General features: G+C 32.1%; 21 protein-coding genes and 1 pseudogene. 11 read left to right on the top strand and 11 right to left on the bottom strand.

All coding sequences use genetic code 11. The annotated features are described in order from the left end of the window. Positions 1-39: 39 nt before the first annotated feature. The 7 genes and pseudogenes from ACY191_RS01665 to ACY191_RS01695 form a co-directional block, all read right to left on the bottom strand. Positions 40-378: an SAUGI family uracil-DNA glycosylase inhibitor gene (locus ACY191_RS01665; protein ID WP_463269916.1), complete on the bottom strand. Its 339-nt coding sequence runs from the start codon at positions 376-378 to the stop codon at positions 40-42. Between the two features lie 461 nt (positions 379-839). Then, positions 840-2471 (bottom strand): cassette chromosome recombinase CcrB, encoded by a 1632-nt coding sequence (gene ccrB, locus ACY191_RS01670; RefSeq protein WP_463269855.1) that lies wholly within the window; start codon positions 2469-2471, stop codon positions 840-842. A 21-nt stretch (positions 2472-2492) separates the two neighbouring features. Next, a complete protein-coding gene (gene ccrA, locus ACY191_RS01675) occupies positions 2493-3842 on the bottom strand; it encodes a cassette chromosome recombinase CcrA (RefSeq protein WP_463269856.1) in 1350 nt (449 codons plus the stop codon). A 177-nt stretch (positions 3843-4019) separates the two neighbouring features. Further along, the gene (locus ACY191_RS01680; RefSeq protein ID WP_232154156.1) at positions 4020-4277 is read right to left on the bottom strand and encodes a hypothetical protein; all 258 of its coding nucleotides are present in this window, start codon (positions 4275-4277) and stop codon (positions 4020-4022) included. Between the two features lie 67 nt (positions 4278-4344). Then, entirely contained in the window at positions 4345-6135 is a 1791-nt protein-coding gene (gene cch1, locus ACY191_RS01685) for a cassette chromosome replicative helicase (RefSeq protein ID WP_232160406.1), read from the bottom strand. Further along, a pseudogene (locus ACY191_RS01690) lies at positions 6135-6266 on the bottom strand (cassette chromosome ssDNA-binding protein); the annotation flags it as partial. The pseudogene ACY191_RS01690 and the gene cch1, both read right to left, overlap by 1 nt. 200 nt (positions 6267-6466) lie before the next feature. Then, positions 6467-7459, bottom strand: a complete 993-nt coding sequence (locus tag ACY191_RS01695) for a hypothetical protein (protein ID WP_463269857.1) — start codon at positions 7457-7459, stop codon at positions 6467-6469. A gap of 187 nt (positions 7460-7646) precedes the next feature. Here ACY191_RS01695 and ACY191_RS01700 point away from each other — a divergent pair, with 187 nt between their 5' ends. Next, positions 7647-7811: a GNAT family protein gene (locus tag ACY191_RS01700; RefSeq protein WP_049424140.1), complete on the top strand. Its 165-nt coding sequence runs from the start codon at positions 7647-7649 to the stop codon at positions 7809-7811. A 495-nt stretch (positions 7812-8306) separates the two neighbouring features. Here the strand turns inward: ACY191_RS01700 and ACY191_RS01705 are convergent, their stop codons facing one another. After that, on the bottom strand, positions 8307-8654 hold the full coding sequence (locus ACY191_RS01705; protein WP_232154154.1) for a MerR family transcriptional regulator: 348 nt from the start codon (positions 8652-8654) through the stop codon (positions 8307-8309). A 77-nt stretch (positions 8655-8731) separates the two neighbouring features. Between ACY191_RS01705 and ACY191_RS01710 the strand changes: the two genes are divergently transcribed. The 6 genes from ACY191_RS01710 to ACY191_RS01735 all read left to right on the top strand — a co-directional run bounded on the left by ACY191_RS01710 (position 8732) and on the right by ACY191_RS01735 (position 13001). Next, the gene (locus ACY191_RS01710; protein ID WP_232154153.1) at positions 8732-9415 is read left to right on the top strand and encodes a type 1 glutamine amidotransferase domain-containing protein; all 684 of its coding nucleotides are present in this window, start codon (positions 8732-8734) and stop codon (positions 9413-9415) included. Positions 9416-9436: 21 nt separating this feature from the next. Further along, the gene (locus ACY191_RS01715) at positions 9437-10102 is read left to right on the top strand and encodes an SDR family oxidoreductase (RefSeq protein WP_232154152.1); all 666 of its coding nucleotides are present in this window, start codon (positions 9437-9439) and stop codon (positions 10100-10102) included. Positions 10103-10105: 3 nt separating this feature from the next. Then, positions 10106-11110 carry an NADP-dependent oxidoreductase gene (locus tag ACY191_RS01720; protein WP_232154151.1) on the top strand — a complete coding sequence of 335 codons (1005 nt, stop codon included), beginning with the start codon at positions 10106-10108 and terminating at the stop codon, positions 11108-11110. Between the two features lie 9 nt (positions 11111-11119). After that, a complete protein-coding gene (locus ACY191_RS01725) occupies positions 11120-11485 on the top strand; it encodes a DoxX family protein (protein ID WP_232154150.1) in 366 nt (121 codons plus the stop codon). A 538-nt stretch (positions 11486-12023) separates the two neighbouring features. Further along, complete coding sequence (locus tag ACY191_RS01730; RefSeq protein WP_011274431.1) at positions 12024-12641, top strand: CadD family cadmium resistance transporter; 618 nt, start codon at positions 12024-12026, stop codon at positions 12639-12641. An 18-nt stretch (positions 12642-12659) separates the two neighbouring features. Beyond that, positions 12660-13001 carry an ArsR/SmtB family transcription factor gene (locus tag ACY191_RS01735; RefSeq protein WP_011274432.1) on the top strand — a complete coding sequence of 114 codons (342 nt, stop codon included), beginning with the start codon at positions 12660-12662 and terminating at the stop codon, positions 12999-13001. A gap of 19 nt (positions 13002-13020) precedes the next feature. On the opposite strand, the gene arsC is transcribed toward ACY191_RS01735, so the two are convergent. Genes arsC through ACY191_RS01750 form a run of 3 tightly spaced genes read right to left on the bottom strand, consistent with a single transcriptional unit; the run spans position 13021 to position 15046 of the window. Further along, positions 13021-13422, bottom strand: a complete 402-nt coding sequence (gene arsC / locus ACY191_RS01740) for an arsenate reductase (thioredoxin) (protein WP_002434455.1) — start codon at positions 13420-13422, stop codon at positions 13021-13023. 17 nt (positions 13423-13439) lie between these two features. Then, positions 13440-14732 (bottom strand): arsenite efflux transporter membrane subunit ArsB, encoded by a 1293-nt coding sequence (gene arsB, locus ACY191_RS01745; protein WP_193390323.1) that lies wholly within the window; start codon positions 14730-14732, stop codon positions 13440-13442. Beyond that, positions 14729-15046 carry an ArsR/SmtB family transcription factor gene (locus tag ACY191_RS01750; RefSeq protein WP_216807598.1) on the bottom strand — a complete coding sequence of 106 codons (318 nt, stop codon included), beginning with the start codon at positions 15044-15046 and terminating at the stop codon, positions 14729-14731. Before ACY191_RS01750 ends, arsB begins: the two co-directional genes overlap by 4 nt. 268 nt (positions 15047-15314) lie before the next feature. Between ACY191_RS01750 and ACY191_RS01755 the strand changes: the two genes are divergently transcribed. The 4 genes from ACY191_RS01755 (at position 15315) to ACY191_RS01770 (ending at position 22075) form a co-directional block, all read left to right on the top strand. Beyond that, a complete protein-coding gene (locus tag ACY191_RS01755; protein ID WP_463269858.1) occupies positions 15315-17375 on the top strand; it encodes a heavy metal translocating P-type ATPase in 2061 nt (686 codons plus the stop codon). Between the two features lie 17 nt (positions 17376-17392). Beyond that, complete coding sequence (locus ACY191_RS01760; RefSeq protein ID WP_463269859.1) at positions 17393-17938, top strand: YdhK family protein; 546 nt, start codon at positions 17393-17395, stop codon at positions 17936-17938. A 267-nt stretch (positions 17939-18205) separates the two neighbouring features. After that, entirely contained in the window at positions 18206-20719 is a 2514-nt protein-coding gene (locus tag ACY191_RS01765; protein ID WP_463269860.1) for a Spaf_1101 family AAA-like ATPase, read from the top strand. 30 nt (positions 20720-20749) lie between these two features. Next, the gene (locus ACY191_RS01770) at positions 20750-22075 is read left to right on the top strand and encodes a DUF6038 family protein (RefSeq protein WP_463269861.1); all 1326 of its coding nucleotides are present in this window, start codon (positions 20750-20752) and stop codon (positions 22073-22075) included. The last annotated feature ends 82 nt before the right edge of the window (positions 22076-22157 follow it).

A 22157-nucleotide genomic window follows, 5' to 3' on the forward strand; every position in this document is an offset into this window, starting at 1 on the left:
GTAATGACGAGTTGTGTAATTTTGATGTATTTATGCATATTATTGTCCTCCTGTTAGTAAGTATCGTTGATCCAAAAGGGGCATGACCGTGTTGTGTAGATATAAGAAATCCATATCGTGGTTTTCATCAATATAACCAATGGCTATGAGTTGTTTCTGATGGTAGAGAATGAAAGGGTAGATATTACTTTCGTGAAGTGTATCAGAATAGTAGGTGTAGGTTTGAAGTATTTTATTACTGAGTGGACCAAGTCTTACATATTGACCAGGAAGGATATTATCTGCCATTTCATCGATAGATTCACATTCCCATTTTTCGTCCTTTGGTAGACTGAATAAGTTGGTTATATAGTGCTTGAGTTGTTGTTCTAGTGTCATCATTATGACCTCCTAATGTATTTGATGGATGTATGCATGTGATACATCATTTTGATAATATAAGTTTGAAATACCATTTGTTTCGCCTAGAAATCCCACTGAAATACAGAGAATATCCCAATCGAAAATCATCACAATTGTTGATATGACAAGGAAATCCCGTTATCCCGCTCTTTTCTCGGGAAATATAGCTATATATTTATATATGATTTGGATTTGTAGATGTCATTACGACTTACTTTTTTCTTTTTATATTATTTATTTATAAATAATAATGGGATTTCGGGATTACGCTTGCGTAATCCTTCTGTCACTTGAAGTTATCCAATCCCGTTACTATCCCGTTCATATTTTATTTTGGGATGTTCTTTCGTCATACAATATAAGCTTCACATTGAGTTGTGACTTGTTAGTATGGTTAGATGGGTGTTATTGAATGACGAAAGGACAGTACATAGATATTAGATTTGAAAGTAGAGTGTTTGAGGCAAAAACAAAGACGAAGTGCTGAGGAGCACTTCGTCTAGATTATTATTATTGAAAAGTTGTTTAATAATTTCATTATTAAGTTTTAGTGTAACGTAGAATTGCTTTTTATGATTCTCATCTTTACGAATGTCAATACGGTCAATAACCGTTAGGTACAAAGCTTTGAGATGGGATTTATCCATGGATTCTATATTTTGAAATATTCGTTGTAATAGGGCAGCGATTTGCTTCGTATCGTAAGATGGTTTTTCTTGGTTTTGTTGCTGCTTGAGTTGATTCATTTGGTTTGTAATGTCATTGAGTTGTGTTTCATATTGATGAATGGTTGGTTTGAGTGCAGATGTTAAGTCTGGATTGTCTTCGATGGTTTGAATTAGATTTTTTAGTTTAATGTTTATTTCATCAAATTGTTGTTGTTTATAAGCAATATCATGGTTAAGTGCAGCTACATCGACTTGATTTTCTTGATTAACACGTTCGACAACTTGTTTGAGAACTTTATCACTTTTGACAATTTCCAGTATCTGATCCATAACATATTTTTCAATGACATCGGCTCTAACACTATTGGCCGAACATACCTTTGATCCTTTGTTGCGAAAGTTACTACACGAATAGTAGCGAATACGTTTCTTTGTACCATCTTTAAGTGTGTTGGTGGTATTGCTGGCAGCCATGGGTGCGTTACATTGTGGGTTTGGACAATGCAGAATCCCTGTTAAGAGGTTTGTCCCTTTTCCATGAACTTGTGGCTTTTTGCTTACTTGCTTCTTACGTGCTTGTACTTTATCCCATAAATCTTGACTAATAATAGGTGTGTGTTTGCCTTCAGCGATCACTGGATTATCATTCAAGCCTTTACGTCGTTTATCATTCCAATCTTTGTATTTCGCGAATTGAATTTTACCAATATAGAATGGGTTTGAGAGAATATAAGTAACAGCTGAAATACTAAATGGATTACCTTTCTTAGTGACATAACCTTTATGATTGAGTGCATTGGCTATTTTACGATAACCATGACCTTTGGCATAAGATTCAAAGATATATTTAACGATGTTAGCTTCATGTTGATTAATCATTAATTCTTTTTTATTATCAGGTATGTTATTATATCCTAATGGAAGATTGCCTTGATAATAGCCCTCTAAAGCTCTTTGATGTTGTCCGGTGTAAATGTTCTCTAAAATTGTATTTCTTTCAAATTCGGAAAAACTTGCAAGTATCTGGAGCATTAACTTACCTGTTGAATTTTTGACTTCCATGCGTTCAGACAAGCTAAAAAATTCAACATTTTGACGATGAAGTTCTTCGACGATTGTAAGTAAATCGGAAGTATTACGTGCCAAACGATTTGTTTTATAAACCATAACACAGTCTAATTTTCCATTTTTAGCATCATTTAACATGCGCTGTAATTCAGGACGGTTCATAGATTTTCCTGATATACCCCGATCTGCATATATATCAACGAGTTCATAGCCGTTAAATTGGCAATATTGCTCTATTTGTGTAATTTGTCCCTCTATGCTATAACCCTCTACTTGTCTCTCTGTGGACACGCGAATGTAGCCTCCTACAAGCTTTTTCTTCATTTTATCCATTATAATCTATCCTTTCTTTAATTATACAATTGATAATTTCATAGTCTGCTTTACAATATTCAGTGGTTCGTTTTTGAAATAGATGCCAGCGAGGCTTTTATTTTTAGAAATATTAATTTCATCAATATAGGGGTACAACATGTTTAGTGTGAAACGTTGTTGAATGATGTTTTGGAAAGCTTTTCGAATTTGATACGCACTGATTGATGATATAGGTTTTGATTGTTGATGTAATGATTGCGTTTGTTCTCTGAACGTTTCTGCATCAATTTTGCCGTTGGCCAATTTTTCTATTAGCTGTTCGTGGTTGAGTGTAGTTTTAGTTTCTATGTCTCTTTGTCTTTTGAGTTGTTGTTGAATTGTTTGGTTAATTTTTGAATACAGCTGTTGGTTCTGAAAGAAGTCCTGACAAGTCGTTAAGACACTTGTTTCTAATTCTTGTGCGTTGATTCCTTTAAATTCACAAACAAAGCGAGCGTTATTCATATTTTGCGGACAGACATAGTAACGCAATGAATGATTTGGTTTTCGGACGGTCATGTTTGTGAGTGTCGAATGGCAATAGGGGCATTTGATTTTTTGTTTGAGTTGATTTTCTGACGGCTTACGTTTGACTTGTTTCTGAGTTCGGGTAACTTGAGCTTCTTCGTATATCGTTGTACTGACAATAGCTGGGAACATGTTTTCATATTGTCCGTATTGATTGATAACACGGCCACAGTAATTAGGGTTAAGGATAATATTACGCACTTGATAGGGCTTGCGATTAATGAATTTATCATCAGCTTCTAAGTATTGCGCAATTTTTTTATAACCATAACCTTGAAGGTAATAATTGAACACAGCTTTTATTGTTGGTGCTTTTACTGTGTCTATTGTGAAAGTACCATTATGATAGTGATACCCAAAGGGTGCATGTGTTGTAATCAGTTTACCTTGTTTCGCTTTTTCTTTGATTCCATTTTTGACTTGTTCGCCTATATTATCAGATTCTAGTTCGGCCAAGCTGATGAAAATATTGAGTTTGAGCCGATCGAATGCTTTATCCATGTCGAAGTAGCCATCATGAACGCTTAAGATATGAACATGATACGATTGACACAATTTCATGAGTTTTAATGCATTTTTTAGATTACGATGAAGTCGATTCAGACGATAGCAACATAGTACGTCACATTGTCCCTGTTGAATCAGTTCAGTAATTTGTTGATAACCATTCCGCTTATCAGTACGTCCTGATTGTTTATCGCTATAAAAAGTAATATGTGGAATATTATGTTTTTCGGCTAATGCCTTGATGGTTTGTTTTTGTGCTGCTAAGGATTGTTGCTTTGTAGTGCTCTGTCGTAAGTAACCCATTGCTTGTTTCATCCTGTTTCCTCCTTCCACAGTGATAATATATATTTATGAACGAATTTATAGATGAGCCCAACACCAGTGAGGTGTTGGGCGTTATTATTAGTCATCAAAGTGATTGATTTCTTCAATCACTAAATCAGCGAGTAATGTGATTAATTCGTCCATATGGTTCAACCTCCAAATATCAAATTATATTGAATTGATAACATGTTGCATTGTTATTCGTTCACTCTGTGTACTTGGAACAATATGTTCAGTTATCTCTTTTTCATTTATGAATTCAGGGTACAAGTGATAAAATTTTAGTAGCTTCTGTTCCGTTTCAGTTAATACATATTGTTGCATATGGTAGTATCTGTCGATATAATTAACGACAATAGGTTTTTGATTATCATCGACTTCTACCGAATCAATTGTATAATCTAATAAGTTGACATTTGTTTTCATTTTTATGCCTCCGATTAATTTAATGAGCTACAACGCATAGCGCGTTGTAGCGGTATAATATTCAAATTTATAGGTCTAAATCATCATTTGCTTCTTTTTCTTTCGCTTGTTTCATAAAGTTATTAAGCAAATCTGGATTTGTATTACCATCAAATTGCGGTGGTGTAAAAGTTTCAGTATTAGAGCTTAAGCCGAAAATAGGGGCAAGCTCTTTATCCAATTTAAGATGATAGAATACAATCGATTTTGTTTTACCTTGAGCATCTTTGACACTACGTTTGGTCGTTTTACGGTTGCGATCCGATTGCATATAACCTTTATCTCGAAGGGCATCGATGACAGTATTAACATCTTGGAATTGATGTTCTTCCAACATGTTTTTAAAAACATTTTTCAGCATTTTAACTTGTATGTGGTCTTCTTTGAGTTCAATAAGTCCATAATTCTCAATCATTCTTGATAGCTTGGCATCCTCAGAGAATTTCCCCCGGTTTTGCGCTACAAACTGAACAATAACCTCGATAGATTTCGCTTGTAGTGAGCGTTCTGAAACTGACTCCAAGTGATAACTAACCAAGTATTCTCTTACTACATCTATATCAATAGGTACTGCAATAACACGTTCGAATATCCGAGCAGATGTCGCAATCACTGCATAGCGTTTGAACATACGAATACCAGTATTACTCGTTTCATTTTTTAGTTGGTTTTTGAACCAATCATGTTCCGCATGAAACCATTTAATTACTTCGTCTTCACGTTTTAAAAGATATTCAGCTACTAATGGCATTATATGGCCATAATTGACCGATGTAGCCCTTTTAATTGCATCTGCATTGTCAGCACTTGTTGTAAAGGCTTCAGATATTTCAATCGTACGGACGTTCAAACCATCATTACGTGCACTATCATTTAAAATACTGTGTTCTGCGGTACTTATCACTGTGGTGCCCCAATTTTTGAGTGCTTTGACATTACCATCAATATTAGAGCGTTGTCGGCCTTGTCCCTCTGCCAAACTGTACAACAATCCAGTAGTGTCTTTGAAGGTTGCAGCTGACAATTCATCTAATACGATAGGCACACCAAAGTTACTACTTAAATATCCTTCAAGCGCGTTTCTAGTACCATTCCATGATCTAAACAGGGTATTACTACCTTTAGTAGGGTTGCCGGCTATTGAAACAGCTAAAGCAGCTGCAGTGGATTTACCTGTGCTTGAATTTCCCATAAACGAGAATATGGTTCCCGCAAACTCGACCTCATGTCTTGTTTTTAGGAACGCAGTAACTAATGAAGAAGCAGCAAATACTACTGCAAGTTCTAGTAGTAAGTTCCCTTTAACTTGTTTTAAGTACATCTCCCACCAGCCTTTGAAAGTACCTTTTGGTTGTAAATCATAGTGTGTTTCACAAATGATTTCATTAGCTTGAGATTGCTCTATTTCTTTTGAAAAGTATGGTTTATCCAATGAAATGACCGTACCTTCATCATCAGACTGTAATACACCTACGCCGGTATATAATTTAGATAATGGAAGTGACTGGCGCATCGATTGTAACGCATAGCTTAATGATTTAATGTACCGTTCATTGATGTTAAAGCCGTACTTAATCAATCCAGGTAGCTTGAAAGATGTTAAGATATCTGACGCTTCAATACGTTCAATATTTTTTCCATCTGTAATAATCAACTTCTCAACCCCTGTAGACGGGTCGAGAAATTTATTTTCAATAATGATGGGACTAGACAATTGAATGATTTTTTCTACATCATTGTTACTTTTAGGTGGAATCACTTCATAAAAGCCATTTGAATTTAAAAAATATGGATATTGCTTGAATATGTTGTTAGTCATTAGTTGTTACCTCCTTTCCAATTACGCTTTTGACGCTTTGGATTCGGGCCTGTTTTCAGATAAACTAAGTTCCCTTTACTATTCTTACCAATAATGATAAATGGAACACTTGGTGCGTGCTTTACAAAATATTCACCTTCGTACTTCATAATTATTTACCTCCGAATGTATTAATTTGTGTATCGGCCGAATACATATATAACTATATAGGTAATAGTGTGAAGAGTAAGTCTGTAAAATAACCTTTAAAATTCCAGACAAAAATTATGAAGAAATATATTGACAAAAAAGAAGTGCCGATTTTTCATCGGCACTTCTATAATGATGGTTACTATTTTGACGTGATATAAAAATATTCAGAATCATCAAGGTTATTTTTATCGTTGATGTTCTTCTTTAAATGATAATTTAAAGCTTTTTTTAATTCAGAGATAAGTTTGTTGCGATTTTCTTTGGTGTACTCTGGTGGATCTACTAGCTCGCTTTGACTTAATAATCTAGTTACTAAGGATTTAGGGGCAGATGCTTGAGTTTCTTTTTTAGTTAAATACTTTGCAAGGTTTACGTCAATTTGAACACGGCATTCTTCTTCTAAATAGTCACTATAGCTATAAGATTGGGTTGCAGCTAATTTTGCATTAACTTCGTCCTTGAGTTCATCTAATTCATCCATATAGTAATTAATTATATCTATTTTTTGAGCACTGCTAACATTTGGAGCTGTTATTATATCTATAACCTTAGATTTTATACCAACTTCGATATTTGAATCGATTAAGAAATATAAATAGTAATTTGTCATAGCAGTTTTATAATCAATAGGATTAGTAATTTCATTTTTTATAAAATAATATAAGTTATCATTAATTTTATTTGTAGATTCTATATCTTTTTTATTAATGCCATTTTTTAAAAAATGGATATAATCAGAGTTATTCGACAATATATCATGTATAACAAATTTACTATCACATTTAAATGCATAGAATTTTCCAATTTTAAAATTTTCAGAATCAATACCAAGTGCAAGGCAAAACTTTTTGAAATTTGCTGAAAAGTTAGTTTTAGTTGGCACAAATAAATCATGATCTTCCCACTTTTTTTGCTTATTTTCTTCATTTGCATTACTGCATCCATCAAGAAGATATAATTCATATTTAACTATGTCAGTTAAAATCATTGGATATTTTACCTTGTTACGAGTGTTGCGATTATTATTTAATTCCTCATAAGATTTACTTGTTTGACTCATCGCTTCTTTTACTTCCTTTGTATCCATATTTTCAATTATTGATTGTAACTCATGTCCCCAATTGCTATACATTAAATCACTCATTTCTAATTTTTAAATAATTATATCTTAAGAATTGTGAATATATATAGAGAACATAGGTTCTTGATTTGTTATAATTATTTGTATTAAGTAATTTCGTTATAAAGTGGATTGAACAATATATTGCAGGTCTTTTTATTACAGATAATTACCGTAATAAAGGTATAGGAAGGTTTTATTGGAAAGATTAAAAAGCGATTATAATGTACTTAATTTACATGTAAATGAGAAGAATGAAGGAGCCATTCGTTTTTATACAAAACATCAATTTGAAATACGATCTAAGGAATTTGAAGCAGAAACTCAAGAATATGAATATTTTATGAAATGGGATAGTAATTGAAATTACAAAAGTACCAATAAGTAATTTTATGTAAAAAGATAACAAATAATATACTCTATCAAGTCCCACAACTTGAGAGAGCTTTTTGTATATATTAAGCATTTATGCTACTAGTTGATATTAGATGTAAAGTATTTATAGTAGTAATATATCGTTTTATCTAGCTGTACGAAAAATCAATTACAAAAAACCCCATCAACAACTGATAAGCAGAACTCGTCAAGAGATGTCAGATAAGATAGTTTTAGTACTCTGTAATTTTAGGTATAAGGTATATTATAACCGTTTTAGCCTATCCATCCATCGCCCACTCATTCTATTCTAGCTTATTCACCCGACGCAATTTTCTGACTCATTCCAGCTTTGCCTATCCACCTATCGCCTTTACCTACACACTTCATCTTTAAAATCTAAAATTTCCTTATGCTTATTCATTAACTATTCCTCCATACTCTTCTCATCGTTCTTTTAATTCACACAACCCCTTTTCCCTCGTCACTCGGTCATGGCAGTTTGTAATTCTTGTTCAATTAAGTCGATATGTGTACTGATTAAATTCCGTTGTTCATTCAAGAATTTTAGGTGTGCGCGTAACACGCTTGGGACATCTATTTGGTTTTGATAAAGCATATCTGTGTTTTTTCGGATTTCTTTTAATGGCATATTCAAATTGCTTAGGCACTGGATAAATTTAATCATTTCGATATCGTCGTCTGTGTATAAACGCTTGTTATTGCAATCTCTGTCGATGTGTTTCAAGATATTCTTTTTCTCGTAATAACGCAGTTTGCTTTTAGGTATATTGCAATAATCTGAGACATATTCAATGTGATATTGTTTCATGTAAGCATATCCTTTCTCTTAAACCAAGGTTTAACTGATATTGTAATCTATATAAACATGAATGAGGAGGAAAGACAATGAAAAAGGCTTTAATTGTTGTAACAAACATTGCGAAATACGATAATTTAGACAGACCTACAGGTGCGTGGTTCTCAGAGGTTACGCATTTTGCGAAAGACTTCTATGATGCAGGTTATGATGTTGATTTCGTAAGTCCGAACGGGGGATATGTACCTATTGATCCTGTCAGTCTTAGCCCTGAAATGATGAGTGTTGAGGACTGGAAATATTATACGGATCACGATTATATGAATCAATTTGGACAAACGTTATCTCCAAAAGAGGTTAATCCTAGCGACTATCAAGCCATTTACTTTGCAGGTGGACATGGTGCGATTTGGGATTTTAGAAATAACAAAGAACTTAACGACATTGCGTTAAGTATTTACAATAACCAAGGCGTTCTCTCTTCTGTATGTCATGGTGCGGCTGGTCTACTCGACATTAAAGAAAATGGCGATTACCTCGTTCGTCATAAAGACGTGACTGGTTTTACAAATAGTGAAGAACAAGCAAATGGTACAACTGAATACATGCCATATTTATTAGAAGACGAATTTATTAGTAACGGTGCACATTTTAAAAAAGAGGATGACTGGAGTAATTTCGCAGTCGTAGATGGTCGCATTGTCACTGGTCAAAATCCTCAATCAGGACATGCAGTTGCTGAACATGCTTTAAAAATCTTAGCTAATCAATAATTTTAAAAAGGAGCGATACACATGAAATCATTAATAATTGGCGCTCATGGTGGCGTTGGTCAACATCTCGTACGCAAACTCAAAGCACGAAACGTTGACTTTACTGCTGGTGTTAGAAAAGAAGAACAAGTTGAAGCTTTAAAAGCAGATGGTATCGATGCAATTTACATTGATGTCGCAAAACAATCTATTGATGAATTAATAGAATTATTTAAATCGTATGATCAAATCCTTTTTTCCGTCGGTTCTGGTGGGAGCACAGGTGACGATCAAACAATCATTGTAGATTTAGACGGTGCAGTGAAAGCAATTAAAGCAAGTGAACACGTCGGTCGTCAACACTTTGTTATGGTATCAACGTATGACTCACGTCGAGAAGCTTTTGATGCGTCAGGCGACTTGAAACCATATACCATTGCAAAACATTATGCGGATGACTACTTAAGACATGCAAATTTAAAAAATACCATCGTACATCCAGGCGCTTTAACAAACGAACATGAAACGCAACAATTCAATATGAGTGCGCAATTTGAAAATGTACAAAATCCGTCTATTACAAGAGAAGATGTAGCAGAACTGCTTGTTTCTGTATTAACTGATGAAGCATTACAAGGTCACGAATTCCAAATCATCAATGGTGATTTGTCATTATCAGACGCTACGACTAAATATCTGGAGGAATAATAAATGAATAATCAACAAGTTGTACTTGCAAAACGACCACAAAGTATCCCTCAAGACGATGTATTTAGATTTGAAACAATAGAAACTCGAGAACCACATGCAGGTGAGGTTCAAGTAGAATCCATTTATGTATCTGTAGATCCTTACATGAGAGGCAGAATGAATGATACAAAAAGTTATGTTCAACCTTTCCAAGTGAATGAGCCATTACAAGGTCATATTGTTGGAAAAGTCACACAATCGAACGATGAACGTCTATCTGTCGGTGATTATGTCACAGGCATATTACCATGGAAAAAGATAAATACAGTGAATGGAGACGATGTGACCCCTGTGCCATCAAAAGATGTACCATTACATTTATATTTGAGTGTTTTAGGCATGCCGGGAATGACGGCCTATACAGGATTGCTTCAAATTGGTCAACCACAATCTGGCGAGACGGTTGTCGTGTCAGCTGCATCAGGTGCAGTAGGCTCTGTCGTAGGACAAATTGCTAAGATTAAAGGCGCAAAAGTTGTCGGTATTGCTGGTGGTAAGCAGAAAACAACATATTTAACAGATGAATTAGGATTTGATGCGGCCATTGACTATAAACAAAATGATTTCGCACAGCAACTCGAAGCGGCTGTACCAGATGGTATTGATGTGTATTTTGAAAATGTAGGCGGCGCAATTTCTGATGAAGTGTTTAAATACTTAAATCGATTTGCACGCGTTCCGGTATGTGGTGCAATTTCAGCATATAATAATGAAAAAGACGATATTGGACCACGTATCCAAGGAACGTTGATTAAAAATCAAGCATTGATGCAAGGTTTTGTAGTAGCACAATTCGCTGATCATTTTAAAGAAGCAAGCGAACAACTCGCACAATGGGTGTCTGAAGGTAAAATTAAATTTGAATTGACGATAGATGAAGGTTTTGACAATTTACCTTCTGCATTTAGAAAGTTATTCACAGGAGAGAATTTTGGTAAACAAGTTGTCAAAGTCGCTAAAGAGTAGGAGGAGACTATGAAAAATATCATCGTAAGATTCATATTTAGTTTACTGTTTTATAAAAGTGGTGTTGCACACTTTAAAAATAAAGATATGTTTTTAAAAATCGTGCCGTCCTATTTACCTTTCAAACACGCAATAGTTAAGTATTCGGGCATATTAGAATTTATAATTGCTTTTTATGTACTCGGTGCTAAAAATAGATCACGCGTAAGAAAAGTAGTACAAGGATTCCTTTGGCTCGTATTTCCTGCAAATATTTACGCTGCACGTAAGAACATCTCTTACAAAGCTGAAAGAGATGAAACGGATAGTGTTAAGCAGCATGTCATTCGTTTACCATTACAATTTGTCATGGTCGCACTTGCGAAACTATTATAAGACTTATCATAGCCACGCCTGGAACATTACTTTTTGTTCCAGGCGATTTTTAATATTTACACTTAAAATCGACGTATATCAAATGATTCTCATGACAACGCTTATGTGCTCTTTGTTTAAATAAGCTCATATCAGACATTTACTTTTCAATTTTTCTATAGTGATAAGCTTCTAAATTAAGAAAAGCATAAGTTAATTTTCGTGTATGGGTGTAAGAAGAAATAAAAAAATTATATCTTCATATAATTATTATGTGGTATTGTGATATTAATGTAATAATGTGGCCTGTAAGACAAATATGAGGAGGGTTTTATAAGGTTCTTCTTATTAGTGAAATTGTTAAAAAAAACAAAATGCAATGAACTGACAAATTAAAATCGCTTTAAGTCGTATTCTCAAAGAATCTATAAATCACTCGTATATACACAGCCCTTTACTATCAGTTAAAGTGTCACTTTTCGGTTCTAATATTTATTATTCATAAAGTATACAATATATGATACAATTCATTCAAATATATATTTGAATGAGGTGCTCTATGGTTCAGACTATTGTAACTGCGGCAATACTTTACATTGCTACTGCAGTAGACTTATTAGTAATACTATTAATATTTTTTGCAAGAGCAAAGACTAGAAAAGAATATAGGGATATTTATATAGGTCAATATTTAGGATCGATTATCCTCATATTAGTCAGTTTATTTTTAGCTTTTGTGTTAAATTATGTTCCAGAGAAATGGATATTAGGTTTATTAGGTTTGATCCCCATCTACTTAGGTATAAAAGTTGCTATTTATGATGATTGTGAAGGCGAAAAAAGAGCAAAAAAAGAATTAAACGAAAAAGGTTTGTCCAAATTAGTAGGGACTGTTTCTTTAGTGACAATTGCAAGTTGTGGTGCAGATAATATTGGTTTATTTGTCCCTTATTTTGTAACATTGGATATTGTTGAATTACTGACTACCTTAATTGTATTTTTAGTTTTAATTTTCTTTTTAGTATTCACAGCACAAAAACTAGCTAGAATTCCTGGTGTGGGTGAAATTGTTGAGAAGTTCAGTCGTTGGATTATGGCTGTTATCTACATAGCATTGGGCTTATTTATTATTATTGAAAATGAAACCATACAAACAATATTAGGATTTATATTATAAATTAAGGTGTGACTTAATATGAGTAACAATAAAATTTGTGACGTCATTTGTGTTCATGAGGAAAAAGTGAATTATGCTTTAAGATTTTTAAAAGAAGAAAAAACTCAACGGCTTATCAATACATTATTAAAGATAAGTGATGAGAATAAGCTGAAAATTATATTAGCTCTAATTAAAGAGAAAGAATTATGTGTTTGTGACTTATCAATAACATTAGGTTTGAGTATAGCTTCAACATCACATCATTTGAGAGCGCTGTATAAAAGAGACGTGCTGGATTTTTACAAGGATGGGAAAATGGCATACTATTATATCAAAGATATAGAAATGAAATCATTATTAATAAAATGTATGACTTAAATATAAAGAAACGCTCACATTAAACGAGCGTTTCTTTGAATTCTTGTATTCTTTTTCCAATTTCATCTCTAACACGTTGAAATTCTGGCCATTCTTTTCCTGCTGGATCATCAAAGCCCCAGTGTTCTTTTTTAACATTAGGTGGTAATATAGGGCAATTATCGTCTGCATCACTACATAATGTTACGACCAAATCTGACTGTTCTAAGATATCACTATCAATCAAATCTGATGTATGGTTTGAGATATCAATATCCACTTCTTTCATAGCTTCTATTGCTTTAGGATTAACACCATGCGTTTCTATACCAGCAGAATAGACATTCCAATCTTCACCCAATATTTCCTTTCCCCAACCTTCAGCCATTTGGCTACGACAAGAGTTACCAGTACATATAAAATAAATTGTTTTCTTATCCATAATTAAAGCCTCTTTTCTTAAAATATGATTAGTGTAAGGTATAAACCTAAGAGTGTTACAAATAGGACTGGAATAGTAATGATAATTCCAGTTTTAAAGTATGTCCCCCACGAAATCTTCACACCTTTTTGTGTTAAGACATGTAGCCACAATAATGTTGCTAAAGAACCAATTGGCGTAATTTTAGGTCCTAAATCAGAACCTATGACATTCGCATAAATCATACCTTCTTTTAATATACCTGTAGCACTAGATTGACCAATCGCTATTGCGTCTATTAAAACAGTAGGCATATTATTCATAATTGATGATAAAAAAGCTGAAATAAAGCCCATGCCCATAATACTGCTGAATAATCCATGGCTTGAAATATTGGATAATACATCAGCTAAAATTGTTGTGATTCCTACGTTTTTTAAACCAAATACAACTAAGTACATACCAATAGAAAATAGAACGATATTCCATGGCGCACCTTTAATCACTTGTTTTGTATGAACTGCTTTTGATTTATGAGCTAATATTACAAAGATAAAAGCAATAATACCAGCAATAATTGATACAGGAATTTGGATAAACTCGCTAACAAGATATCCAACGAGTAGTACTGCTAATACTATCCATGAAAGCTTAAATAACTTAGAATCTTTAATTACACTTTTAGGATCTGATAGATTTTCTGTATCGAACGTTTTAGGTATGGATTTTCTGAAATATAGCCATAATACAACAATACTTGCAAGTAAAGAGAATAGATTGGGAATCATCATGCGACTTACATATTCAATAAATCCAATATGGAAGTAGTCAGCAGAAACGATATTAACCAAATTACTTACAATTAGTGGAAGAGACGTAGTATCTGCAATGAATCCACTTGCAATGATAAAAGGAAAAATGACTTTTTGATTAAACCCTAAATTTCTTACCATAGCGAGCACGATTGGAGTGAGAATTAATGCAGCTCCATCGTTCGCAAAGAAAGCTGCTACAATAGCTCCTAACAACATAATGTAGACAAACATTTTAAACCCATGACCATTTGAAGCTCTGACCATATGTATAGCTGCCCATTCGAAAAATCCAATTTCATCTAAAATTAATGAAATGAGTATAACAGCGACAAAGGTTAACGTCGCATTCCAAACAATCCCTGTAACTTCAATAACATCCGAGAGACTGACAACGCCTGTAATAATAGCGATGATAGCACCAAACAATGCTGTAATACCAATATCTAACCCCTTAGGTTGCCAAATAACAAACATGAGAGTTAAAAGAAAAATAATAATCGCTAGAATAGTCATTATGTACATTCACCTGTCTTTATCTTTTTACACATACATTGTTGAGTAGGAGAGCTAATATAAGTTAATTCATTGTTGATTGAATCTAAGGACTTATGATTAAGTCGGTACATGCGCTTAGTACCGTCTTTTCGTGTAGATGCTAATTCATTATCTACTAGAATTTTCATATGATGACTTAATGTAGGTTGTGAAAATTGAAAATACGCTAATAAATCACAAGCACATAATTCACCGCAAGATAATAAGTCTAATATTTCTAATCGACTTGGATCCGATAAAATTTTTAATTGTAATGATAGTTCCTTATAAGACATATGGATGTCATCCCTCCTTTATTATAGATTATCATCTATATAGACAAATATCTATATAGATAATACTTTTTGCAATAATACATTTAATTAAAACCTTGTTTTAAACATCGATGACAAGATCTAATGTAGGACGTGGAGACATCATTTTCGGAATGATATAAATAAATCCATAAATGGAGATAAATCGAAAACATTTATACCCCTAGGGAGTATGTGTTATAGTATAAGTATAGCTAATATAATATTTTCATAAATAGGAGGGGTTAATTTGAATAATAATGGTGAAGAGCATAATCATCAAAATCACATGAATCGTTCCAATCACATGCATCATGATAACCATGCCTCACATCATCATAGTGGCCATGCACATCATCATGGAAATTTTAAAGTTAAGTTTTTTGTTTCATTAATTTTTGCAATACCTATCATTCTTTTATCGCCAATGATGGGTGTTAACTTACCTTTTCAATTCACATTTCCAGGTTCTGAATGGGTAGTGTTAATATTAAGTACAATTTTATTCTTTTATGGTGGTAAACCGTTCTTGTCTGGTGGTAAAGATGAAATTGCTACAAAAAAACCAGGCATGATGACCTTAGTTGCCCTAGGTATTTCAGTAGCTTATATTTATAGCTTGTATGCTTTTTATATGAATAACTTTAGTAGTGCAACTGGTCATACAATGGACTTTTTTTGGGAATTAGCAACCTTAATTTTAATTATGCTATTAGGACATTGGATAGAAATGAATGCTGTCGGAAATGCTGGAGATGCTTTAAAGAAAATGGCAGAACTGTTACCTAATAGTGCTATTAAAGTTATGGATAATGGCCAACGCGAAGAAGTTAAAATATCAGACATCATGACTGATGATATCGTCGAAGTAAAAGCCGGAGAAAGCATTCCGACAGATGGTATTATCGTTCAAGGACAAACATCTATAGATGAATCCCTAGTCACTGGAGAATCTAAAAAAGTACAAAAAAATCAAAATGACAACGTCATCGGGGGTTCTATTAATGGGTCTGGAACAATACAAGTCAAGGTTACAGCTGTGGGAGAAGATGGATATCTTTCTCAAGTTATGGGACTTGTTAATCAAGCACAAAATGATAAATCTAGTGCTGAATTGTTATCTGATAAAGTAGCGGGTTATTTATTCTACTTTGCTGTAATTGTTGGCGTGATTTCTTTTATTGTCTGGATGCTCATTCAAAATGATGTTGATTTTGCATTAGAACGTCTTGTAACTGTGTTAGTCATTGCTTGTCCACATGCTTTAGGCTTGGCAATACCTTTAGTCACTGCACGTTCTACTTCAATTGGTGCACATAATGGTTTAATTATTAAAAATAGAGAGTCTGTAGAAATAGCTCAACATATCGATTATGTAATGATGGATAAAACTGGTACTTTAACTGAGGGTAACTTTTCTGTGAATCATTATGAGAGCTTTAAAAATGATTTGAGTAATGATACAATATTAAGCCTTTTCGCCTCATTAGAAAGTCAATCTAATCACCCATTAGCTATAAGTATTGTTGATTTTGCGAAAAGTAAAAATGTTTCATTTACTAATCCACAAGACGTTAATAATATTCCAGGTGTCGGATTAGAAGGTCTAATTGATAATAAAACATATAAAATAACAAATGTCTCTTATCTTGATAAACATAAACTTAATTATGACGATGACTTATTTACTAAATTAGCTCAACAAGGTAATTCAATCAGCTATTTAATTGAGGATCAACAAGTCATTGGCATGATTGCTCAAGGAGATCAAATTAAAGAAAGCTCAAAACAAATGGTAGCTGATTTACTATCAAGAAATATTACACCAGTCATGCTTACAGGTGACAATAATGAAGTGGCACACGCTGTCGCAAAAGAATTAGGTATTAGTGATGTCCACGCACAACTCATGCCAGAAGATAAGGAAAGCATTATAAAAGATTATCAAAGTGACGGTAATAAAGTCATGATGGTCGGAGACGGTATCAACGATGCGCCGAGTCTTATAAGAGCCGATATTGGTATAGCAATTGGTGCAGGCACAGATGTTGCAGTAGATTCAGGTGATATCATACTTGTTAAAAGTAATCCATCAGATATTATTCATTTCTTGACCCTTTCAAATAATACTATGAGAAAAATGGTGCAAAACTTATGGTGGGGTGCAGGTTATAATATTGTTGCTGTACCTTTAGCAGCTGGTATTTTAGCATTTATCGGCTTGATTTTATCACCTGCAATAGGTGCTATTTTAATGTCACTAAGTACGGTTATTGTTGCAATTAATGCCTTTACATTAAAATTAAAATAAAAGATAGGAGTTTTATTATGATTAAAAAATTATTTTTTATGATATTAGGATCATTACTAATATTATCAGCTTGCTCCAATAATGATGAAAAAGATAAAGACACTAATGACCAAAAAAGTGAGAGCCATATGAAGCATAATGATGAAAGTAAAGTTCCAGAAGATATGAAATCGACTAATGAGGGTGAATTTAAAGTGGGAGATAAAGTAACGATTACAGCAGGGCATATGCCAGGTATGAAAGGTGCAGAAGCTACTGTAAAAGGTGCGTATAAAACATATGCTTATGTTGTAAGTTATAAACCCACAAATGGAAATGAAAAAGTAAACAATCATAAATGGGTCGTAAACGAAGAGATTAAAGATGCACCTAAAGATGGATTTAGTAAGGGCGATACTGTTAAATTAGAAGCAAGTCATATGTCTGGTATGAAAGGTGCTACAGCCAATATAGATAACGTGAAAAAGACTACTGTTTTCGTAGTTGATTACAAATCCAAAGATAATGGTAAAATCATTAAAAATCATAAATGGATGACAGGAAATGAGCTGAAAGCACGATAAAAATCTAGTTCTAAATTGAGAAATAAATAGATATAAAAATATCCTCCTTAATCAATAATTTAAATAACTTATTATTGTTAAGGAGGATATTTTTTAGTGTGTAAATTAAAAAGAATTTTAGAAGAATAACATTTATCAAAAAACTGTTCATTACCTTATTAATTGAAATTATATAATTAAAAACCGCATCATTAACCGATACGCAGAAGCGTATCACAAATAAAACTAAAAATAGGTTGTAAATAATATATATTTGGAGGGTGTTGAATGAGGGACATAGAAGTAGAAAAAGCCTATAGTATGATGAAAGAACGTGACAAAGTAAATTTTGGTGAATACCATAAGACACTTTTACATATACATACTCCCGCTTCATATGATTATAAATTATTTGAAGAATGGGGCAATGATTATTTCAAAAATCTTAGTGAAGATAAGATGATAAAAATTGCTCATGAGAAAGGTGTTTTATATGGTGAGTATTCATCAATAGATGTTCTGAGGGATTTGTGTACTTCAGATGGATATAAAAACATTAAAGAAATGCTTTCGTATTATATTTTAGCTTATTATATCTATATTAATCATGTATCAATTGTTGTTGTAACAGACCACAATACTATTTCTGGTATCGAAAAAGTAGAAAAAGCAATTAATAAAATGAGTAGTAAATTTCCTAATGCAATTTATCCTGAAGTAATTCCTGGAATTGAGATATCCTGTGCAGATAAAATACATTTAGTGGCTATAGCAAGTATTGATGAACTAAATGAATATTTCCATGAAAAATTGAGTGGATCTTTATTAAGTGAAAAAGAAGGTACTTATAAGACATCATTAGATTTAATTAATGAATTGAATAAAATAGGAATATTTAACTATATTGCTCATATAAATAGTTCTAACATATACACTGAATCTAAATTTTTGTCTGGAGGCTATAAAAGTAAACTATTGAGTAGTGAAAGTTTAAAATATATAGGGGTATCAAATAAAGATAAAATAGATAAGATTTCTTCATTTTTAAGTAATTATAGTAAAGAAAAGAAGTATTTTTTGTTAGATAATGACGCTCATTGTATTGAAGATTTAAAGTTTAAATATATATGGATAAAAGCTAGTAAAAGGATAACGAACATAATAATTGATTCTATCAAAGATTATAAGCTATCAGTTTCATTAGACAAGCCTATAAATGAAGGGAAAAAATACATACGTTCTATGTGTATGATTTCAAATAATGATGTGAATAAAAAGAACTTCCTTATAGATAAAGGTGAAAGAAATGACTTTCAAGTTAATTTTTCACCTTCTCTAAATTGTTTTGTAGGAGGGAGAGGAACTGGTAAAAGTACATTATTAGATCTTTTGAATTTAGTGATGAGCCAGAGGTGTGACAGTGTAGACAAGTTGGAGTTTTTAAGTCGGAATTCAAACGTGTATGTTTTATATGAATTAAATAATAAAGAATATATTATTCAATTAAGATTACCCATTTTTAATCGAGAAGAAGCAGAGAATATACTTTATTACTATGGTCAAAATTATGAGAATAAGTACAATTATAGGTATGAATTTAATGAAAAGGCATTACAAGAATATATAAGTAAAGAAGATTTGATGGTATATGAAGTTTCAAGTAAGGGTAAAATTAGTAAGGCAAAAAGTAAGTCGAAAATCTTAGAAGAAATGTTTGATAGATCATATTCCATGAACGATTTAGTTAATATAGCTAGTACGGACAGAATAAATGATTTTATTTTGGAGTTTATAAGTAAAAATAAAAAAATACGACGTGGTTATAACAAGAAAAGCTTAATAGATGTTATAGATAGTCCTGCTAAACTAGAAGGATTTTTGAGTAAACTAGAAAAGTACAAAATTAACCGAAAAAACAAAGTTAATGAAATTTTAAAAGAATTTAACGACAAAAATTTAAAGAACTTAAAAATTGAGTATGTTCAGTCTGAGTTAAAAAGTCTTCCTTTAAAAAATTGGTTTTTTGCTGAAGGAAATCTACAACGTTCATTTTATGATTTTAAAATTACAAAAATAGAGGTTGTAGATTTGTTAAATGAAATCATAGATAATGTAGGTATTAATTTTTTTATAAAAATGTTTATTGATGAGAAGATTAATTTAGAAGTTCGATTAGTTCAATCTATGTCGCAAAATAGTCAAGTCAACAACGAAAATTTAGAATTATGCGAAATAGATGAAACAAACATAAGTGAATTCAAGAAGAAATTAATTATGTTATTTAAAGATATAGATATAGATAAAATGAAGAACTACTTTAATAATTATCTAATTAGTTATGAAAAATTTAACTTAGAATTTAATGTCAACGCCAGCACTGTAGCTAATAATAATAAATTACAGTTTAAAAATGTGAAAAATTTGAGCTTAGGTCAAAAAGTTGTCGTTATGTTTAATTTTATCTTAGCGTATAGTGAATATGCTAATGATTATCGCCCATTGATAATTGATCAACCAGAGGATAATTTGGATAGTCAATATATTTATCATAATTTAGTGAACAAGTTAATTGAAACAAAAAATCAAAGGCAAATTATTATTGCAACGCATAATGCAACTATAGTCACTAATGCAATGGCAGAATTAGTTTGTGTTATGAAAAGTGATGGGGAAAGAGCTTGGATTGAACAACAAGGATATCCAAGTGAAAAGAAAATTAAAAAAGCTATCGTAAATCATTTAGAGGGTGGAATTGACTCATTTAAACACAAAATTAATGTCTATAAAGAAGTATTAGAATAATGAAAAGTTAGTAAAGTGAGATGATATATGGTGAATGACAGTAATTTTAGAGAAAGAATTCAAAAAACATATACAAAAAAGGATCTGGAGAAAGCTTTAGGTCTTAAAAACAAAGTTCAATTGCAGAAAAGAATTGATAAATTAGTTGATATATATAAGGTTGATATGAAGAAATTTCAAAAAAATTCTGGTGAAAGTGAAAGAGCTGCTTATAGTTTCAATGGTATTGCTTTTGATATATTATGTGTCTTATTAAATAATATGACAGATGATAACATACCAAAAGCAATTACGGATGAAGATGTAAGGCTGAGAAAAGATGCGATAGAAAATATTGATATTACCCAATATGCAAATTTTATTAAAAACATTAAGAATGACATAGATAAAATTGAATTTAAACCATTAAAGTTACATATACATGCACAAAAAGCATACCAAGATGTAAAAAAGGTGTTTGATTCAGGGAGTAAAATAAACGATAAGTTACAATTAGCTTCTGAATTAATGAGTCAATTACCAATAGATAAACAAGTGGAATTAAGTGATAAAATTGCACTGGCTATACATGAAGTTGTTTACTCAACATTTTCAGAAAGTAAATATAATGAACGAATTGATGAACATAATCAAACGAGTGAAAAGTCAAGTCAATATGATTTTCGATATAATTATTTTGTAAATCAATTAATAGATAATGTAATAACAGAAGAAATATATGAAGAGAAAGCATTCATATATGATAGAGATGAACAATTAGATTGGTTATTAGTTAACATACTAAATAAAATTCAACGAGCTGCGGATGGATGGGGAATGAGAAATGCTAAACCTCATCACAGAACACAAACATTTAGAGATATGGAGCATTATTTCCTCAGAGATGTATCGAAAATGATAGATAAAGAGCTTAACAAAAAGGAAAACTTAAATAAGCAATCTAAAAAATATGACTTCGATAGTAAGATAAAGATCATTAATGACAATATTGAGTTTTTTAATGAAGATGAACAAATTAGAAAGCATTTACTAGAGTTACGTAAACGATTAGACTTTCATTCTGCAGCAGTATTAGATAAGAAAAATCATTCACACATAGGCAATGAAATGTTCCAATATTTTATGGATGATATGCAGCAAGTTGTAACATTGATAGACCGATACATTAATAAGACTGAACATTATAATGATATGAAAAATGGCTATATTAATGAATATAAATCATTTTATAATGCATATAATAATGAAATTGAAGTGACTAAGACGCACGAAAATAACATCCCAATGGCAATGTTAATGAAGCAATTTAAGAATCAACTGTTAAAAAGAAGGAATAACCGGAAAAGCTCTAATTGAAGTTAAGTAGAAAATTGATTAATAATTTATAAGCTCAATCCCTCATATAAAGGGATTGAGCTTATTTACTTGGTGGGAATTT

It is taken from the genome of Staphylococcus sp. TCBT05, assembly GCF_055179755.1.

Coding starts and splice junctions, on each gene's coding strand:
- ACY191_RS01665 (WP_463269916.1), bottom strand. CDS start 378: ATGACACTAGAACAACAACTCAAGCACTATATAACCAACTTATTCAGT.
- ccrB (WP_463269855.1), bottom strand. CDS start 2,471: ATGGATAAAATGAAGAAAAAGCTTGTAGGAGGCTACATTCGCGTGTCC.
- ccrA (WP_463269856.1), bottom strand. CDS start 3,842: ATGAAACAAGCAATGGGTTACTTACGACAGAGCACTACAAAGCAACAA.
- ACY191_RS01680 (WP_232154156.1), bottom strand. CDS start 4,277: ATGAAAACAAATGTCAACTTATTAGATTATACAATTGATTCGGTAGAA.
- cch1 (WP_232160406.1), bottom strand. CDS start 6,135: ATGACTAACAACATATTCAAGCAATATCCATATTTTTTAAATTCAAAT.
- ACY191_RS01695 (WP_463269857.1), bottom strand. CDS start 7,459: ATGTATAGCAATTGGGGACATGAGTTACAATCAATAATTGAAAATATG.
- ACY191_RS01705 (WP_232154154.1), bottom strand. CDS start 8,654: ATGAAACAATATCACATTGAATATGTCTCAGATTATTGCAATATACCT.
- ACY191_RS01710 (WP_232154153.1), top strand. CDS start 8,732: ATGAAAAAGGCTTTAATTGTTGTAACAAACATTGCGAAATACGATAAT.
- ACY191_RS01715 (WP_232154152.1), top strand. CDS start 9,437: ATGAAATCATTAATAATTGGCGCTCATGGTGGCGTTGGTCAACATCTC.
- ACY191_RS01720 (WP_232154151.1), top strand. CDS start 10,106: ATGAATAATCAACAAGTTGTACTTGCAAAACGACCACAAAGTATCCCT.
- ACY191_RS01725 (WP_232154150.1), top strand. CDS start 11,120: ATGAAAAATATCATCGTAAGATTCATATTTAGTTTACTGTTTTATAAA.
- ACY191_RS01730 (WP_011274431.1), top strand. CDS start 12,024: ATGGTTCAGACTATTGTAACTGCGGCAATACTTTACATTGCTACTGCA.
- ACY191_RS01735 (WP_011274432.1), top strand. CDS start 12,660: ATGAGTAACAATAAAATTTGTGACGTCATTTGTGTTCATGAGGAAAAA.
- arsC (WP_002434455.1), bottom strand. CDS start 13,422: ATGGATAAGAAAACAATTTATTTTATATGTACTGGTAACTCTTGTCGT.
- ACY191_RS01750 (WP_216807598.1), bottom strand. CDS start 15,046: ATGTCTTATAAGGAACTATCATTACAATTAAAAATTTTATCGGATCCA.
- ACY191_RS01760 (WP_463269859.1), top strand. CDS start 17,393: ATGATTAAAAAATTATTTTTTATGATATTAGGATCATTACTAATATTA.
- ACY191_RS01765 (WP_463269860.1), top strand. CDS start 18,206: ATGAGGGACATAGAAGTAGAAAAAGCCTATAGTATGATGAAAGAACGT.